Origin of the sequence: Actinokineospora bangkokensis (genome assembly GCF_001940455.1) — a bacterium.
GTDB lineage: Bacteria > Actinomycetota > Actinomycetes > Mycobacteriales > Pseudonocardiaceae > Actinokineospora > Actinokineospora bangkokensis.
Genome location: NZ_MKQR01000002.1, coordinates 137150 through 153907 on the forward strand (window position 1 = coordinate 137150; position 16758 = coordinate 153907).

17 protein-coding genes and 2 tRNA genes are annotated in these 16758 nt (G+C 72.8%); 11 read left to right on the forward strand and 8 right to left on the reverse strand.

What is annotated here, in order from left to right; translation table 11 throughout:
• Positions 1–80 precede the first annotated feature (80 nt).
• Genes BJP25_RS01165 through BJP25_RS01195 form a run of 7 tightly spaced genes read left to right on the forward strand, consistent with a single transcriptional unit; the run spans position 81 to position 7522 of the window.
• Entirely contained in the window at positions 81–665 is a 585-nt protein-coding gene (locus BJP25_RS01165) for a YdcF family protein (protein WP_075972946.1), read from the forward strand.
• A 34-nt stretch (positions 666–699) separates the two neighbouring features.
• A complete protein-coding gene (locus BJP25_RS01170) occupies positions 700–1980 on the forward strand; it encodes a deoxyguanosinetriphosphate triphosphohydrolase (protein ID WP_075972858.1) in 1281 nt (426 codons plus the stop codon).
• A gap of 13 nt (positions 1981–1993) precedes the next feature.
• Positions 1994–3067 carry a serpin family protein gene (locus BJP25_RS01175; protein WP_075972859.1) on the forward strand — a complete coding sequence of 358 codons (1074 nt, stop codon included), beginning with the start codon at positions 1994–1996 and terminating at the stop codon, positions 3065–3067.
• Positions 3068–3124: 57 nt separating this feature from the next.
• Complete coding sequence (locus BJP25_RS01180; protein WP_075972860.1) at positions 3125–4234, forward strand: serpin family protein; 1110 nt, start codon at positions 3125–3127, stop codon at positions 4232–4234.
• Between the two features lie 43 nt (positions 4235–4277).
• Entirely contained in the window at positions 4278–6194 is a 1917-nt protein-coding gene (gene dnaG / locus BJP25_RS01185; protein ID WP_075972861.1) for a DNA primase, read from the forward strand.
• Positions 6191–6718 (forward strand): hypothetical protein, encoded by a 528-nt coding sequence (locus BJP25_RS01190; RefSeq protein WP_143218814.1) that lies wholly within the window; start codon positions 6191–6193, stop codon positions 6716–6718. The genes dnaG and BJP25_RS01190 overlap by 4 nt, the downstream gene beginning before the upstream one ends.
• 39 nt (positions 6719–6757) lie before the next feature.
• Positions 6758–7522 (forward strand): trans-aconitate 2-methyltransferase, encoded by a 765-nt coding sequence (locus BJP25_RS01195; RefSeq protein WP_075972862.1) that lies wholly within the window; start codon positions 6758–6760, stop codon positions 7520–7522.
• A gap of 98 nt (positions 7523–7620) precedes the next feature.
• Here the strand turns inward: BJP25_RS01195 and BJP25_RS01200 are convergent, their stop codons facing one another.
• Positions 7621–7806, reverse strand: coding sequence for a hypothetical protein (locus BJP25_RS01200; protein WP_075972863.1), 186 nt, complete (start codon positions 7804–7806; stop codon positions 7621–7623).
• A gap of 146 nt (positions 7807–7952) precedes the next feature.
• Between BJP25_RS01200 and BJP25_RS01205 the strand changes: the two genes are divergently transcribed.
• Positions 7953–8028: transfer RNA gene (locus BJP25_RS01205), tRNA-Asn, on the forward strand.
• Positions 8029–8115: 87 nt separating this feature from the next.
• On the opposite strand, the gene BJP25_RS01210 is transcribed toward BJP25_RS01205, so the two are convergent.
• A complete protein-coding gene (locus BJP25_RS01210; protein WP_075972864.1) occupies positions 8116–8490 on the reverse strand; it encodes a hypothetical protein in 375 nt (124 codons plus the stop codon).
• Positions 8491–8794: 304 nt separating this feature from the next.
• On the opposite strand from BJP25_RS01210, the gene BJP25_RS01215 reads away from it, so the two are divergent.
• The 3 genes from BJP25_RS01215 to BJP25_RS01225 all read left to right on the forward strand — a co-directional run bounded on the left by BJP25_RS01215 (position 8795) and on the right by BJP25_RS01225 (position 11634).
• A complete protein-coding gene (locus tag BJP25_RS01215) occupies positions 8795–10357 on the forward strand; it encodes a TROVE domain-containing protein (RefSeq protein WP_075972865.1) in 1563 nt (520 codons plus the stop codon).
• Positions 10358–10475: 118 nt separating this feature from the next.
• On the forward strand, positions 10476–11480 hold the full coding sequence (locus tag BJP25_RS01220; protein WP_075972866.1) for a glycoside hydrolase family 25 protein: 1005 nt from the start codon (positions 10476–10478) through the stop codon (positions 11478–11480).
• 77 nt (positions 11481–11557) lie between these two features.
• Positions 11558–11634 (forward strand) — tRNA-Ile (locus BJP25_RS01225).
• Between the two features lie 105 nt (positions 11635–11739).
• Here the strand turns inward: BJP25_RS01225 and BJP25_RS01230 are convergent.
• The 6 genes from BJP25_RS01230 to BJP25_RS33935 form a co-directional block, all read right to left on the reverse strand.
• Positions 11740–12249 (reverse strand): methylated-DNA--[protein]-cysteine S-methyltransferase, encoded by a 510-nt coding sequence (locus BJP25_RS01230; RefSeq protein ID WP_075972867.1) that lies wholly within the window; start codon positions 12247–12249, stop codon positions 11740–11742.
• Between the two features lie 9 nt (positions 12250–12258).
• Positions 12259–13725, reverse strand: coding sequence for a DNA-3-methyladenine glycosylase 2 family protein (locus BJP25_RS01235; protein ID WP_075972868.1), 1467 nt, complete (start codon positions 13723–13725; stop codon positions 12259–12261).
• 84 nt (positions 13726–13809) lie between these two features.
• The gene (locus BJP25_RS01240) at positions 13810–14367 is read right to left on the reverse strand and encodes a GrpB family protein (RefSeq protein WP_075972869.1); all 558 of its coding nucleotides are present in this window, start codon (positions 14365–14367) and stop codon (positions 13810–13812) included.
• A gap of 40 nt (positions 14368–14407) precedes the next feature.
• Positions 14408–15172, reverse strand: a complete 765-nt coding sequence (locus tag BJP25_RS01245; protein ID WP_075972870.1) for an SDR family oxidoreductase — start codon at positions 15170–15172, stop codon at positions 14408–14410.
• Positions 15173–15225: 53 nt separating this feature from the next.
• Positions 15226–15792, reverse strand: coding sequence for a TetR/AcrR family transcriptional regulator (locus BJP25_RS01250; protein ID WP_075972871.1), 567 nt, complete (start codon positions 15790–15792; stop codon positions 15226–15228).
• 33 nt (positions 15793–15825) lie between these two features.
• Positions 15826–16728: a hypothetical protein gene (locus BJP25_RS33935; protein WP_158075579.1), complete on the reverse strand. Its 903-nt coding sequence runs from the start codon at positions 16726–16728 to the stop codon at positions 15826–15828.
• Positions 16729–16758: the final 30 nt, after the last annotated feature.

Here is a 16758-nt window from a genome sequence, read left to right on the forward strand (position 1 = left end):
GGCAGCGTGGAAGGACCCCCGTGCCCCACCCCCGCCCCGTGCGCCGGTTCCTGCGCAGGCTGCTCGTCGGCTTCGTGTTGATGGGCATGCTGGTCGTGGGCGGCACCGCGTTCCGGGTGTGGCAGGTCGCCAGGATCGACGACCGGGACCGGGCCGACGTGGTGGTCGTGCTCGGCGCCGCGCAGTACGCGGGCAAGCCGTCGAAGGTGCTGGAGGCGCGGCTGCGGCAGGCCAAGGAGCTGTTCGACGAGGGCGTGTCCGACCACGTCGTCACCGGCGGCGGCAGGCGCGAGGGCGACCGGTTCAGCGAGGCCGAGGCGGGCAAGCGCTGGCTGGTCGACCACGGGGTGCCCGAGGACCGGGTCATCCAGGTCAGCGAGGGCAACGACACCCTCGGCACGCTGCGCGCGGTGGCGGGCGTGGTGCTCCAGCGCGGCTGGGAGACCGCGGTGATCGTCAGCGACCCGTGGCACTCGCTGCGCGCCCGCACCATGGCCAAGGACGCCGGTCTGGACGCCTGGACCTCCCCGACGCACTCCGGGCCGATCGTGCAGACCCGCGAGACCCAGGCCCGCTACATCCTGCGCGAGACGGCCGCCCTGCTCTACTACCGCGCCACCAAGGCCTCCGCCGACCGCATCGCCATCGACCAGGAAGTCGGCTGAGCCCGGTGCCCGCGGGGCGACGTACCCTCGCCGGGTGACACCCGGTTACCGCGCCCACGACGCCGAACGCCTCGTCAGCGAGCCCGCCAAGGGGTCCGGGCTGCCCGGCACCGGGGAGCCCCGGCGGTCGCCGTTCAGCCGCGACCGCGCGCGGGTGCTGCACTCGGCGGCGCTGCGCAGGCTCGCGGGCAAGACCCAGGTCGTCGGCCCGCACGAGGGCGTGGACGCGCACGGCATCCCGCGCACCCGGCTCACGCACTCGCTGGAGGTCGCCCAGATCGGCCGGGGCATCGCGGAGGAGCTGGGGTGCGACCCGGACGTCGTCGACACCGCCGGGCTCGCCCACGACATCGGCCACCCGCCCTTCGGCCACAACGGCGAGCAGGCGCTCAACGCCGCCGCCCAGGCCTGCGGCGGGTTCGAGGGCAACGCGCAGACGCTGCGCATCCTCACCCGGTTGGAGCCCAAGGTCGACGGGCACGGCCTCAACCTGACCCGGGCGTCGTTGGACGCGGCGACGAAGTACCCGTGGGCGCGGCGCGCGGGCGTGGTCAAGTTCGGCGTGTACGACGACGACATGGCCGTGTTCGAGTGGCTGCGCGAGGGCGCGCCGGGGGACCGGCGGTGCGTCGAGGCGCAGCTCATGGACTGGTCGGACGACGTCGCCTACTCGGTGCACGACGTGGAGGACGGGGTGCGCTCGGGCCGGATCAGCCTCGCCGCGCTCGCCGACCCGACCGAGCGCGCGGTGATCGCCGGGCTCGCGGCCAAGCACTTCTCCGGTGAGCCGGTGTCGAACCTGGAGGCGGCCGCCGAGGTCCTGAAGTCGCTGCCGCCGGTCGCCGCGCTGGTGCGGCGGGACTACGACGGATCGGTGGAGGCGCAGGTCGCGCTCAAGCGGCTCACCAGCGAACTCGTCGGCCGGTTCGCCTCGGCGGTCGTCGGTGACACCCGGCGGTTGCACGGCGAAGGGCCGTTGACCCGGCACGGCGCGGACCTGGTCATCCCCGCGCAGGCGGCCGCGGAGGTCGCGCTGCTGAAGGCGATGGCCGTTCGCTACGTCATGAGCGACCCCGACCGGCTGGCGATGCAGGCCGGGCAGCGGCAGTTGCTCACGTCGTTGGTGGCCGCTCTGGTCGACAGCGCGCCGAACGGGTTGGAATCCGCTTTCCGCCCCGCGTGGTTGGAGGCGGAGGACGACGCCGGGCGCCTGCGGGTGGTGATCGACCAGGTGGCGTCGTTGACCGACGCGCAAGCCGTGACGTGGCACCGGGTGCTCGTGTCCGATCAGGGTGGACAAATCGGGACGAGGTGACAGACTGCGCGGCATGGGGCACCTCGATTTCGCGTTGTCGGTTCACCGCGCGCTCGCGCCCGACGTGTCCGAGCAGGCCTGTTGGTCGCCGTACTCGATGGCCGCCGCGCTGAACCTGCTCACGCTCGGGGCCCGCGGACGAACCCGGGATGAACTCGTCGACCTCTTGGGTGAAGACGTCGAAGCGCTCGCCGCGACCCTCGCGGAAAGCCCCGCCCAAGACGATGACGACAAGGTGGCTTATGCCGTCGCGAACACCCTTTGGGTGGACGCGCAAACGCCCGTGGAGCAGGGTTTCGCGGCCGCGCTGAGCGGCGGTGTGCGCAATGCGCCTTTCCGCGCTGAGCCGGAGAAGGCCCGGGACGCCATCAACGCCGACGTCGCGGGAACGACGCGCGACCTGATTCCCGAACTCATCCCGCCGGGCCTCATCTCCTCGGACACGATCGCGGCCCTAGTGAACGCGCTCTACCTGAAAACCGGGTGGCGCAAGGAGTTCCAGCGCTCCGGCACCCAGGACATGCCGTTCCACACCCCGCACGGCGCTGTCGACGTGCCGACGATGCGGGTGTCGCACAAGGTGTCCTACCGCGCCCAGGACGGCTGGCAAGCGGTCAGCATCCCCGCGCAGGGCCTCGTCGAGGCCACGGTGCTCCTGCCGGACGCGCCGCTCGCCGAGGCGGAGCCGCAGTTGACCGGCGACCTCCTGCGGACCCTGCTGTCCCCCGCGCCTGCCAGGCAGGTCGCGCTCTGGCTGCCCAAGTTCTCGCTGGATGCCTCCTACGAGGCGGAGAAAGCGTTGCAGCTGTTGGGCATCCGGTCGGTGTTCGATGAGATCGGGGCTGATCTGAGCGGGATCAGCGCGGAACGGCTGCGGGTCGACACCATCCTCCACAAGGCCGTGCTGACGATCGACGAGCAGGGTTTGGAGGGTGCCGCCGCGACGGCCGCCATCATGACGCGCGGCGGTCCCCCCAGGGTCGAGGAGCCCGTGCAGGTCGTGGTCGACCGCCCTTTCCTGTTCCTGGTGCGCCACCGCGCCGCAGGCCTCACCTACTTCCTGGCGCGGGTCGTCAACCCGGCCTGACCTGGGGGTTGTGGACAACTTCCGACGGGGTCCCGCCCAGCCGGCACACTCGGTGACGTGGGACACCTCGACTACACCCTCGCACTGCACGCGGCCCTGGCACCCGACCCGGCCGAGCAGGTCTGCTGGTCGCCGTTCTCGGTGGCCAGCGCCCTCGGCCTGGTCACCGCCGGTGCCGCGGGCCCGACCAGGGACGAGCTGGTCAGGCTCCTCGGCGACCCCGAGCAGCTGCTGGCCGACCTGGACTCCGCGTCCGACCTGACCGAGCGCGGCTCCGGCGACGACCCACCGGTCATCGCCGTGGCCAACACGCTCTGGGTCGACGCTGCGGTGGGGGTCCACGAGGACTTCGCCGCCCGGCTCAGCGGCGGGGTCCGCGGTGCCCCGTTCAAGGCCGAGCCGGACAAGGCCAGGCAGGACATCAACGCCGACGTCGCGGAGACCACCCGCGGCCTCATCCCGGAGCTGCTCGCACCGGGGGCCATCACGGCCAAGACCATGTCGGCGCTGGTCAACGCCCTCTACCTCAAGTGCGCCTGGGAGCACTCGTTCACCGGGGGCACCGACGACCAGCCCTTCCACGCCCCCGGCGGTGACGTCACCGTCCCGACGATGCACCTCTCGGAGCACCTGGAGTACAAGGCGCTCCGCGGCTGGCGGGTGGTGCACCTCCCCGCCGAGGGCGGTGTCGAGGCGGTGGTGCTGCTGCCGGACGACGACCTGGCCGACGCCGAGGCCCGCCTCACCCCGGACCTGCTCGACCAGTTGCTCACCGAGCCCAGGCAGGCCCAGGTCGACCTGTCCCTGCCCAAGCTGTCCCTGCGGACGCAGGCCGAGCTGTCCACGGCGGTGCACTCGCTGGGGGTGGAGACGGTGTTCGGCGACGAGGCGGACCTGTCGGGGATCAGCCCGGACCCGCTCGCGGTGGAGGACATCCTGCACGAGGCCGTGCTCCGGGTCGACGAGGACGGCTTCGAGGGCGCCGCCGCCACCGCGGTGCTGATGCGGCTCACCAGCATCCTCGACGCGAAGAAGGTGCGGGTCGTGGTCGACCGGCCGTTCCTGTTCCTCGTCCGGCACCGGGAGACGGGCGCGGTGTACTTCCTGGCGAGGGTGACCGACCCGTCCCTGGGCGAGTCCGACGACGGGCGGGGGGTGAGCGGGTGACCTGAACGCCGGGTGCCGGCGGGCGCGCCTAAACTCGTCGGTTGTGGCAGGACGCATCCGGGAAAGCGACATCGCCGTTGTCCGCGAGCGGAGCCGGATCGACGAGATCGTCGGTGAGTACGTCCAGCTGCGGCGCGCGGGCGGCGGGGCGCTCAAGGGCCTGTGCCCGTTCCACGACGAGAAGACCCCCTCGTTCAACGTCCGGGTCACCCACGGCACCTTCCACTGCTTCGGCTGCGGCGAGGGCGGCGACGTCATCGCGTTCGTGATGAAGATCGACCACCTGTCGTTCGTCGAGGCCGTCGAGCGGCTGGCCGAGCGGGTGGGCCTGCAGCTGACCTTCGAGGGCGGCGGCACCAGCGTGCAGCGCGACCGGGGCACCCGGACGCGGCTGGTGGACGCCCACCGCGCCGCCCAGGAGTTCTACGCCGAGCAGCTGCGCTCGCCGGAGGCGGTCAAGGCCAGGGAGTTCCTGGCCGAGCGCGGCTTCGACGAGGCCGCGGCGAACCGGTTCGGCTGCGGCTTCGCCCCCGCGGGGTGGGACCGGCTCACCAAGCACCTGCTCGGCCGCGGCTTCGAGGTCGAGGAGCTGATCAAGGGCGGGCTGGCCAAGGAGGGCAGGCAGGGCCCGATCGACTCCTTCCACCGCAGGCTGCTGTGGCCGATCCGGGACATCGGCGGCGACGTGGTGGGCTTCGGCGCGCGGCGGATCTTCGACGACGACGGCATCGCGGCCAAGTACCTCAACACCCGCGAGAGCCCGATCTACAAGAAGTCGCAGGTGCTGTTCGGCCTGGACCTGGCCAAGCGGGAGATCGCCCGCCGCCACCAGGTCGTCGTGGTCGAGGGCTACACCGACGTGATGGCCATGCACGAGTCGGAGGTGCCCACCGCGGTCGCCTCCTGCGGCACCGCCTTCGGCAGCGACCACATCAAGGTGCTGCGCAGGCTGCTGATGGACGACGACGCCTTCCGCGGCGAGGTGATCTTCACCTTCGACGGCGACGAGGCGGGGCAGAAGGCCGCCCGCAAGGCCTTCGACGACGAGCAGGAGTTCGCCGCCCAGACGTTCATCGCCGTGGCCCCCGACGGCATGGACCCGTGCGAGCTGCGCCAGGCCAAGGGCGGGGTGGCGGTGCGCGACCTGGTGGCCAGGCGCACGCCGCTGTTCGCCTTCGCCATCCGCTCCGAGCTGGCCAAGGTCGACCTGGACACCGCCGAGGGCCGGGTGGACGCGCTCAACCGCACGGTGCCGATGGCCGCGCAGATCAAGGACCACTCGCTGCGCGACGAGTACGCCCGGCAGCTGGCCGGGTGGGTCGGCTGGGACGACACGGCCATGGTCGTGCGCCGGGTCCGCGAGAGCGCGGGCAGCCAGGGCCAGGGCCGCAAGCAGCAGCGCCCCGGCGCGCCGCAGCCCGACGCCAACCAGGGCGCGCTCGCGGTCGACACCTCCGGTCCGAGCAGGCCCGACCCGCGCCACCCGAAGCTGCACACCCAGCGCGAGGTGCTGAAGCTGGCCCTCCAGGAACCCGCCCTGGCCGGGCCGGACTACGACTCGCTGGCGGTCGAGCAGTTCACCCACCCCGCCTACGCCGCCCTGCACCAGGCGGTGCAGGAGGCGGGCGGGGCCTCCAGCGGCCTCGGCGGGGTGGAGTTCGTCGACGCGGTGGTGCAGCAGTGCCGCGGCGACGTCGTGCGCAGGCTCGTCACCGAGCTCAGCGTGGAGCCGATGCCGCTGCCGAGCCGGGAGGCCGCCGCCGACCGGTACGCCCGGGCGATCATCGCCGCGCTCCGCCGCGAGGGCGTGGCCAGGGAGATCGCGGACCTGAAGTCCCGGTTGCAGCGGCTGTCCCCGATCGAGCACGCCGACGAGGTGCGCGGGATGTGGGGCGACCTGGTGGCGATGGAGGAGTGGTACAAGAGCCTGGGTGAGCAGGCGGCCGGGGGGATGCTGTGAGCGGCTTCCTGGACAGGCTGTTCGGCGGGGTCCCGAAGGGGTTCGCCGGGCAGTTGGAGCGCGCGGAGAACGTGGCCGCGTGGGCGCCCGTGCGCGGCGGCGGGCACCTGGTCGCGACCTCGCTGGGCCTGTGGGTCCCGCACGAGGGCCAGGCCCGGCGCATCGGCTGGCACCTGGTGTCCAAGGCGACCTGGGCGGGCGACCACCTCCAGGTCGTCGAGGCCGACGAGGTCGACACCGCGGGCGAGGCGGTCGTGCTCGTCGACCGCGCCCCGGTCCGCTTCGACGTCGACGAGCCCCGCAAGCTCCCCCAGGCCGTGCACCGCCGCGTCACCACGTCCATCCGCTCCCGCCACCGCGAGGAATTGCCCGGCGGCGGCGCCTGGTTCGTCCAGCGCAAGCTGCCCGGCCGCGACGGCACGGTGCTCCAGGTCCGCCCCGACCCCGGCACCGACCTGGCGCTGGTCCGCGACATCGCCGCCCACGTCGCCGAGCGCATGGCGGCCGGGGGACAAGCCCAGTAGAGTCAACAGTACGGACGTACTGTTACTCGGGAGGGCACCGTGTGGGACCCGGCGAAGTACCTGACCTTCGGTGACCACCGCGGCAGGCCCTTCCACGAACTCCTCGCCCGCGTCCCCGCCGAGTCCCCCCGGTCCGTCGTCGACCTGGGCTGCGGCCCGGGCAACCTCACCGAGACCCTGGCGCAGCGCTGGCCCGGAGCCACCCTCACCGCCCTCGACTCCTCCCCGGAGATGGTGGCCGAGGCCCGCGCCCGCGGCATCGACGTCCACGTCGGCGCCGTCCAGGACTGGACCCCCACCCCGGAGACCGACGTCGTGGTCTCCAACGCCGTCCTGCAATGGGTCCCCGGCCACCCCGACCTGCTGGTCCGCTGGGCCCGCGAGCTGCCGCCGAAGGCCTGGATCGCCGTCCAGGTCCCCGGCAACTTCGCCGCCGCCTCCCACGCCCTCACCCGCGAGGTCGCCGCCGACCCCCGCTGGCGCACCCGCCTCGACCCCGTCCGCCTCCGCGAGGAGGACGCCGTCCTCGACCCCGAGTCCTACGCCACCCTCCTGGCCGCCGAAGGCTGCGAGGTCGACGCCTGGGAAACCACCTACACCCAACGCCTGACCGGCCAGGACCCCGTCCTGGAGTGGATCACCGGCACCGCCCTGCGCCCCATCCGAGCCGCCCTCGACGACACCGACTGGAACGCCTTCCGCGCCGACCTCGCCCCCCGCCTCACCCAGGCCTACCCCCGGCGCCCGGACGGCACGACCTGGTACCCGTTCCGTCGCCTCTTCTTCGTCGCCCGAACCCCCTGATCACGCGGTCCCGCCACACCGCTGGCCACGGGGCCGCACCCGCGCCGGAGCAACCCGCGGTCGGGCCGCCCACCACCGGCGGACGGCCCGACCCCGGCTCACCCCTTGGTGTCGGCCTTGCTGCCCAGCGCCTCCCCGACCTTCGCCCGGGCGACCCCCGCCGCCCCCTGTACCGCCGGGTGGTCGGCCACCTTCCGGTAGACCCGCATGATCTGGTCGTACCGCTGCCGCCCCGCCTTCGCCCCGAGCACGTACCCCACCCCGGCGCCCACCAGGAAACCCATCACGGCACTAGCCTCCCGTCCTCGACTGATCCCATCCTCGCGAGCCCCGCGCCCCCGACGCGACTCGGGGAGGGGGTACCCCGGAGAACCCACTCGCAGGCATGCGCTAGAGTTGTCTCTCGTCGGGCCGCGGTCCGGCAGAGCGATCCTCCATAGCTCAATTGGCAGAGCATTCGACTGTTAATCGAAGGGTTGCTGGTTCGAGTCCAGCTGGAGGAGCCAAAGCCCCAGGTCAACGGCCTGGGGCTTCTTCGTGTCCCGCCGGGGTGCGGGAATGGTGCACTTTCGTGAGTCGGCACTGGCGTGAAGTTAAGCGCCCGGGGCCTCTTCGCGTCCTAGGTCGGTGGCGCGGTCATCGGCGTCGGGATCGTTGTCCAGCTCGTTGTGGTGGGACTGGGCGACGGCGATGAGGGCTAGGCCGATGAGGGCGAAGGCGCCCAGGGCTGCGGTGATGGCGGCCAGGAGGGCGTTGGAGCCGTGTTCGGTGGTGCAGGCTTCGCGGGCCTCTTGCTGGGAGGTCGTCCACAGGTCGGTGATGGTGATGTGGGGGATCCAGGCTGAGCCGCACATGGCGCCGGGGACGGAGGTGCCTCGGAGGCCGAGCCAGAGGCCGATGATGAGGATGGCGGCTCCGGCCCAGATCAGGACGCTGCGCAGGTCGATGTAGTGGGTCCCGAATCGCATGATCCACGAGTCGCGTGGGCCTCGGGTTGTGTTACTGGTCGGGGCGGCAATTCAGTTGATCGTGTTGCTTACCCTGGTGGTGTCCTGGTTCGGGGAGCCGGGGCGGTGACGTCGGGGCTGTGGGCCCGGTGCGCGGGTGGGGGTTACTTCACTGTTAATGAGGCGGTCGCGGGTTCGAGTCCCGTCCGCGGCTTCGGCTGCGGTAGCTCAGTTGGCAGAGCACCTGTACCTCCGCCCACTCCTGATCTCGGGCTCGCAGCTCCGTCGTCACCGCCTCGGTCGGCGTTGTGGAGGGGAGGCGGGCGTGAGCAAGTTCAACAGCTGGGTGAAGGGCGCTGTGCGGCGGCGATCGCCCGTCGTGGGGGAGTTGCGGGCTTCGGGGCGCAACCACGAGGGTGGGGCCGGGTTCGCCCGGGACCTGCGCTCGGAGCTGTTCCTGTTCGCTGTCAGCAACTTCGTGGGGGAGTCGTCCTTCTACGAGAGCGCGGCGCAGCGGGATGAGCGGTTCGGGGCGTTGGTGCGTGAGGCGGCTGTCAGCGACGCCGAGTGGACCGCGCGGTTGCTCGGGTGGTTGCGCGGCACCGCCAACATCCGCACGGCCAGCCTGGTCGGTGCGGTCGAGTTCGCGCGGGCTCGGGTGCGGGCCGGGTTGCCGGGGATGTCGCGGCAGGTCGTCGGGTCGGTGCTCCAGCGGGCGGATGAGCCGGGGGAGATGTTGGCGTACTGCCTCGCGGCGGGGCGGGCTGTGCCCAAGCCGATCAAGCGGGGCATCGCGGACGCCGTGCGCAGGCTCTACTCCGAGCGGTCCTACCTCAAGTGGGACAGCGCGCTGCGGGCTGTGCGGTTCGCGGACGTGCTGGAGTTGACGCACCCGAAGGCTGTCGATGAACGGCAGGGTGCGCTGTTCGCGCGCATCCTCGACGACCGGCACGGGAACCGGGTCGGCGGGCACAGCCGTGCTCTGCCGGTGCTCAGGGCGCGGGCCGAGGTCGACGCGGGGCGGTTGCGGCAGCTCATCGACACCGATCGCGAGCGCGCTTCGGCGGTCATCCGCAGTGCTGGGCTCACCTGGGAGGCGTTGTCCGGGGTGCTCCCGGGGCGCATGGACGCCGCCGTGTGGGAGGCCGTCGTGCCGCGCCTGGGGTACATGGCGCTGCTGCGGAACCTGCGCAACTTCGACGAGGCCGGTGTGTCCGACGCCGTTGTCCGCCAGGTCATCGGCAGGCTCACCGATCCCGAGGAAGTCGCGCGCTCACGCCAGTTGCCGTTGCGGTTCCTGTCCGCGCACCGGGCGACGAGGTCGCTGCGGTGGGCGGCGGCGCTGGAGCGGGCGCTCGACCTCTCGCTGGCGAACGTGCCTGCGTTGAGCGGGCGCACGCTGGTGCTGGTGGACCGGTCCGGATCGATGTTCCGCCCGTTGGCGCGGCGGTCCACCGTCACCGCCGCCGACGCCGCCGCGGTGTTCGGCACGGCGCTGGCCGTGCGGGCGGAGCGGGCTGACCTGGTCGAGTTCGGCTGGACGTCCGCCGCCGTGCGGGTGCGGCGGCGCGACTCCGTGCTGCGGATGGCCACCGAGCGGTTCCACGACCTCGGGGGCACCGACACCCGGGGCGCGCTGGTGCGGCACCTGCGGGCCCACCACGAGCGGGTCGTGCTGATCACCGACGAGCAGCACCACGGGGGCGAGAGCCCGCTCGCGGTCGTCCCGGCGCGCGTCCCCGTCTACACCTGGAACCTGGTCGGCTACCGGTTCGGGCACGGCGGCAGCGGGACGCGCGACCGGCACGTGTTCGGTGGTCTCAGCGATGCCGCTTTCGGGTTGGTGCCGCTGCTGGAAGCCGGCCGCCGCGCCGACTGGCCGTTCTGACGCCGGCCACCCGTTTCACCTGCTCGGGTGGCCGGCGTTGACCGAATCGCCCCGATGTGGTGAATACTGGTGATGCCCGAGGGTGACCGCCTGGTCACCGCCCCGTCCCCGCGAGGTGATGATGTTCGGGATCGACATCTACGGTCGCTACCAGTCGGTGTCGGACTGGTCCGCGGTGCGCGGCGCGGGTGTGCGGTTCGCCTGGATCAAGGCCTCGGACGGCGGCGGGCCCGCGGTGGTGCGGGCGGACGCGTTCGTCGGCGGGGCGAAGTCGGTGGGGATCGCGGTCGGGCTGTACCACTTCGCGCAGAAGTCACCCACTCCCGAAGCCCAGGCCGACGTGCTCGTCGGCGAGGTGCGGCGGCTCGGCGCCGCGGGCATCCCGCCCGCGCTGGACCTGGAGGACAACTCCTCGACCGGCCTGCGCTGGGCGCCCGCCGAGGCCCGCGACTTCGGCACCCGGTTCCTGCAGCGGCTGCGCGCCCACGGCTACTCGCGGGTCGCGCTCTACTCCAGCACCAGCCAGCTCGCCCTGTGGGGCCCGGACAGCTGGGGCGTTCCCGGCTTGGTGGTCTGGGCGGCCCGCTACGGCACCAACAACGGCACCAACCAGGGCCTCGGCGGCTACGCGGGCCGGGTCGACGTCCACCAGTACACCTCCGTCGGCCAGATCCCGGGCATCGCGGGCTCCGTCGACCTCAACAACGCCTTGACCAACCCGACCGAGGAGGGCTTCTTGTCCGCACTGTCCCCCGACGAGCAGCGAATCCTCTTCAACCGCGTCATGGGCTTCATGCGCCAGCGCTGGTACGTCACCCGCCCCGCGGACGGCGCCCTGGTGGAGGTCCCCGAGGGCACCGCGGGCGCGACCCCCGCCCACGCCCTCGACACCCTCGACGGCAACTACCTGGTCGGCCTGCTCGGCATCGTCGAGGCCGATATCCTGCGCGCGCTGCGCGAGCTCAACACCGGCCAGGGCACCGTCGACCAGCTCGCCGCCGCCCTCGCCCCGGCCCTGCCCGCGAGCACCGACCCGGAAGCCCTGGCAGCGGGCCTGCGCGGCCGCCTCGCCCAGCCCCCGGCCCAACCGCCGGTGCAGCCGCCCGCGCAGCCCCCGGCGTAGCCGCCCGCGCAGGAAGGCGACCAAGCCTGACCTACCGCCCCGGCTCGTGCGCCGTACTGGATAAGATCGGCGCTCCCGGGGCGGTAGCTCAGTTGGTCAGAGCAGCGGACTCATAATCCGTTGGCCGTCGGTTCGAGCCCGACCCGCCCCACCACCCTCACCTGCTCCCCGCGGGTGAGCCCTGCGTCGCCGGCGCTGTCGTGCGCGGGTGATCGAGTCCTGTGTGGATGGTTGTGGACCGGGCCGGGCCCGCACGTCGTCACACGGGGAAGGGGAGCTGTCCCGCGGCGCCGACCCGGGCGCGTTCCAGGGCGAGCAGGTGCTCCTTGCGCTCCAGGCCGCCGCCGTAGCCGGTGAGGGCGCCGCCCGCGCCGATGACGCGGTGGCAGGGGACGACGATGCTGACCGGGTTGCGGCCGTTGGCCAGGCCCACGGCCCGGGAGGCGGCGGGGGTGCGGCCGATGCGGCGGGCGAGTTCGCCGTAGCTGATGGTGACCCCGTACGGGATGGTGGTCAGGCCCTGCCAGACCTCGCGCTGGAAGTCGGTGCCGTCGAGGTGGACCGGGAGGTCGAACTCGGTGCGCTCGCCGTCGAAGTACTCGGTGAGCTGGGCGGTGGCCGCGTCGAAGCCGTGGGGGGTGCGTTCGCCGAAGGTCGACAGCGGGGGCTGGTGGCGGTGCTCGGTCATGTAGAGGCCGGACAGGGTGCCGTCGGTGGCGACCAGCAGGATCGTTCCCACCGGACTGTCCATGAAGGTGTGTGTGCGCATGGTCCTTCCTCAGGATGGCATGGTGTTGACGGCGTGGTCGCCGGTGGCCCACAGGTGCTGCACGACGTAGGAGCGCCAGGGCCGCCACGGTTCGGAGCGGGCGGTCAGGGCGGCGGGGGCGGTGGGCAGACCCAGGTTCTCGGCGGCGACCTTGATGCCGAGGTCGGTGGGCAGGAACGCGTCCGGGTCGCCCAGGGCGCGCATCGCCACGGTCTCCACCGTCCACGGGCCGATGCCGGGCAGGGCCAGCAGCCGCTCGCGGGTGCGCGCCCAGTCCGCGCCGGGGCCCAGGTCGACCTCGCCGTCGGCCAGGGCCCGGACCAGGGTGGTCAGGGTGCGCTTGCGGGTCGCGGGCATGGCCAGCTTCTCCTGGTCGAGGCCGGTCAGCGACTCCGGTGTGGGGAACAGGTGGGTCAGTCCGCCCGCGGGGTCCGACACCGGGTCGCCGTGCGCGGCCACCAGGCGGGCGGCGTGGGTGCGGGCGGCGGCGGTGGAGACCTGCTGGCCGAGCACGGCCCGCACGGCGAACTCCTCCGGGTCGACCGTGCGCGGCACTCGCCTGCCCGGGCCCTTGGCGATCAGGGGGGCGAGCACCGGGTCCTCCGCCAGCGCCTCGTCGACGGCCTCGGGGTCGGCGTCGAGGTCGAGCAGCCTGCGGCAGCGGCTGATGGCGGTGGACAGGTCGCGCAGGTCGGTGAGGGTGAGCTGCGCGGCGACGTAGTCCGGGGTCGGGCGCAGCGCCACCACCGCGGGCCCGTGCGGCAGGCGCAGCGTCCGCCGGTAGGCGCCGTCGCGCCACTCCTCGACGCCGGGGATGCCGGTGGCGACGAGGTGGCCGAACAGGTTGTCCGGCAGCAGCGGGGCGCGGAAGGGCAGCCGCACCGACAGCGCGGTCGTCGGGGTGGCGGAGCTGGGCTTGGCCTTCGCGCGCAGCTCGGTGGGGGTGAGGGCGAAGACCGACCGCACGGTGTCGTTGAACGAGCGGATGCTGGCGAACCCCGACGCCTGCGCCACGTCGGTCATCGGCAGGGTGCTCGTCTCGATGAGCAGCCGCGCCGTCTGCGCCCGCTGCGCCCGGGCGATGGCCAGCGGACCCGCGCCCAGCTCCGCGAGCAGTTGCCGCTCGACCTGGCGGACGCTGTAGCCGAGGCGGGCGGCGAGGCCGGGGACGCCCTCGGTGTCGACCACGCCGTCCGCGATCAGCCGCATGGCCCTGGCCACCAGGTCGGCGCGCTCGTTCCACTGCGGCGACCCCGGGCTGGCGTCGGGCCTGCACCGCTTGCACGCCCGGAAACCGGCCTGCTGCGCGGCGGCGGCGCTGGGGTAGAACCGCATGTTCTCGACCTTCGGCGGCACCACCGGACAGCTGGGCCGGCAGTAGATGCCCGTGCTGAGGACGGCGGTGTAGAACCACCCGTCGAACCGGGCGTCCTTGGACTGCACGGCCCGCACGCAGCGCTCTGTCTCGGTGAACACGCCTCCAGTCTCACCCCTGCGGGCGGTCCCGGCTGGCAGGATCGCGACGCCACCCTGGTGGGTGATCGTGGCGTCGCAATCCTGCTACCGGGCCCGCGCCAGGATCTCCCGCACGACCTCGGACTTGGCGTCGGCGTAGTGCTGCACGTGCCGCCACACCCGCGCGCTCAGCTCCCGCTTGGCCGCGGCGTAGCGGTCGCGGTCGGCGGGGTGGGCGCGCAGGTGGTCGCGGAAGCGCAGCATCCGCTCGACCTCCTCGCAGCCCGCGGTGAACACGTGCAGGTTGATGTTGGTGTCGGGGCCCTTGAACAGCCGGTGCTCGAACCAGTCCGCCTCGCGGATGCGCAGGGTGTAGCCGTGGGCCTCCAGCGGGGCGACGTAGGCGTCCTCGTCGGCGGAGTCGGGGACCTCCAGGACGATGTCGATGATCGGCTTGGCGGGCAGTCCGGGCACCGACGTGGAGCCCGCGTGCTCGATCCGGCGCACCACGCCGCCGAGGACACCGGTGATGCGGGCGGCCTCGCGCTCGTAGAGGCGCGGCCACTCGTCGGTGTACTCGTCGAGGCGGATGGTGCTGTTGTGCGGCACGAGTTCGGTGACGGTGACCTTCTGCAGGTCCTCGTCCGAGATCGGCTCCGGCATGGTGCGCTCCCCTGTGTCCGGCGACCGAGCACGCTAGCAGTCACACGGTCTTGATCGCCCCGCCGTCGGCGAGGTGGTTGGTGCCGGTGAGGTTGGCCGCCCTGGGGGAGGCGAGGAAGGTGATCAGGGCGGCGGTCTCCTCGGGCTCGGTGAGGCGGCCGGTGGTGATGCGCATGTTCGCGGGGACGTCGGCGAGGAAGTCCGCGAGGGGGATGCCCGCCTTCTGCGCCAGGTAGGCGGCGTAGCCGGAGGGGTCCGACCAGTTCTGGGTGCGCGTCGGACCGGGGCTGACGGTGAGCGCGCGCAGGCCGCGCGGGGCGAACTCCTCGGAGAGGGCCTTGGTGAGGTTGTTCAGGGCGGCCTTGGCGGTGCCGTAGTCGACCGGCGGGTAGGCGGCGAGGGCGCCGATGGAGGAGACGTTGATGATGGTGCCGCGGCGGTCGAGCAGGGTGGGGAGCAGCGCGCGGGTGAGGCGGACGGTGGCGAACAGGTTCAGCTCGTAGGTCTGCTGCCAGGTGTCGTCGTCGAGGTCGAGGAAGCCCGCTGCCCGCATGCTGGCGGGGATGACGCCGCCGAGGTTGTTGACCAGGATGTCGACCTCGCCCGCTGCCTCGGCGACGGCCTTCGTGCCGTCCTGGCTGGTCAGGTCGGCGGCGACGGGGGTGATGCCGTCGCCGGTGGGTGGGGTGCGGGCGACGGCGAGGACGTGGGCGCCCTCCGCGACGAGGGCGTGCGTGGTGGCCAGGCCGATGCCCTGGCTGGCGCCGGTGACGACGGCGGTCTTGCCCGCGAGGCCGAGATCCATTCTGTAACTCCAATTCCAATTTGAGGGCAGCGCTTGCCGGGTGGGGAGGGGTGTCAGAGTGCACGCAGGGCCGTCTCGACCAGGGCGGACAGCCGCTCGGGGCCGTGGTTGGCCTTCGCGAGCACCTGGATGCCGTTGGTCGTGGCGAGGAAGAACGCGGCCAGGGCGCCCGCGTCGTGCTCGCGGGGGATCTCGCCCGAGCGCTGGCCCTCTTCGACGGTGGCCCGGAAGGCCTGCTCCTGGCGGTCGAGGACGCGCCGGATGGTGGCGACCACGGGGTCGCCGGGGTCGGTGAACTCGACGGCGGTGTTGGTGATCAGGCAGCCGCGATCGTGGGCCTGACCTGCGACGAGTTCGAGGGCTGCCCGCAGTCGTGAGCGGACGGTGCCCGTGCCTTCCAGCGTCTCGATCAGGGTGGTGGTGTGGGTGTCGTAGTAGTGCTGGAGGGCGCGCTCGAACAGTTCGTGCTTGCTGCCGAAGGCGTTGTAGAGGCTGCCACGCCCGATCCCCAGGGCGTCGACGAGTTGCTGCGGGGTGGTGGCGGCGTAGCCGTTGGCCCAGAACAGGTCCATGGCCGCCGCGACCGCCGCGTCCGGGTCGAACTCCTTCTGGCGGGGCACGACGGCGACCCTACGACGTTCTGGAACCCCGGGTCAAATATCGCGCCGGGGGAACCGCGCCACACCCCAGACGGCGAGCACCCCCGCCAGGGCCAGCAGGGCGAACCCCAGGACGGCGACGACGTCCGCGAGCACCGGGGCGGCCGACGGCGGGATCCCCACCGCCGACTCCACCCCCACGACGACGGTGGGCACCGCGTACCCGACCAGCGCCAACTGCACGACCCGCAGCCGGGCGATCTCCGGCCACCGCGCGAACCCCAACACCCACGCCAGCACCGGCAGCACCAGGACCGCGTGCATCGCCATCGCGTGCGCGGGCTTCAACCCCCCGGCGGTCGTGTACGCCAACTGCGGGTCACCACCCCGCACGGCGATCGACCCCCGCGCGATCATCGCCGCCCCCACGGCCAGCGCGCAGAAGAACAGCACCAACCCCGCCCGCACCGCCACCCGCATGCCCGCCGCCTCCACGGCCCCCCGCCGGAAAGCCGCCACGAGCAGCACCACCGCCGAGACCACGATCATCGCCCCACCCGCCGCCAACGCCATCGAGATGGTCGAGTCCACCCCGCTCTCGAAGTTGAAGTGCGACGGCACCCCCCGCCACGCCTGCACGGAGATCAACCCCACCTCCACCACGCTCGCCACCACCAACAACCCCAGCGCCACCACCCGCACCCGCTCACCCATCCGAACCCGCGACACCACCCACGCCACCGTCGCCACCGTGACCCCGAACGACACCCCGAACGTCACCGGCTTGCGCCACGACACCGGCCCCTCCCACGGGCCGCCGTCCACCAGGAAGACCCCGAAGTGCACCACCCCGGCGGCGAACAGCACGGCACCGACCAGGTAGGCGACCCGCTCCACCCGCCGCCCACCCGACCAGGCCGAGGCCAGGTCCCGCTCCATCGCCCGCAACGTCCCCACCCGCCCAGGGTCCTCCCCCACCCCTGAGAA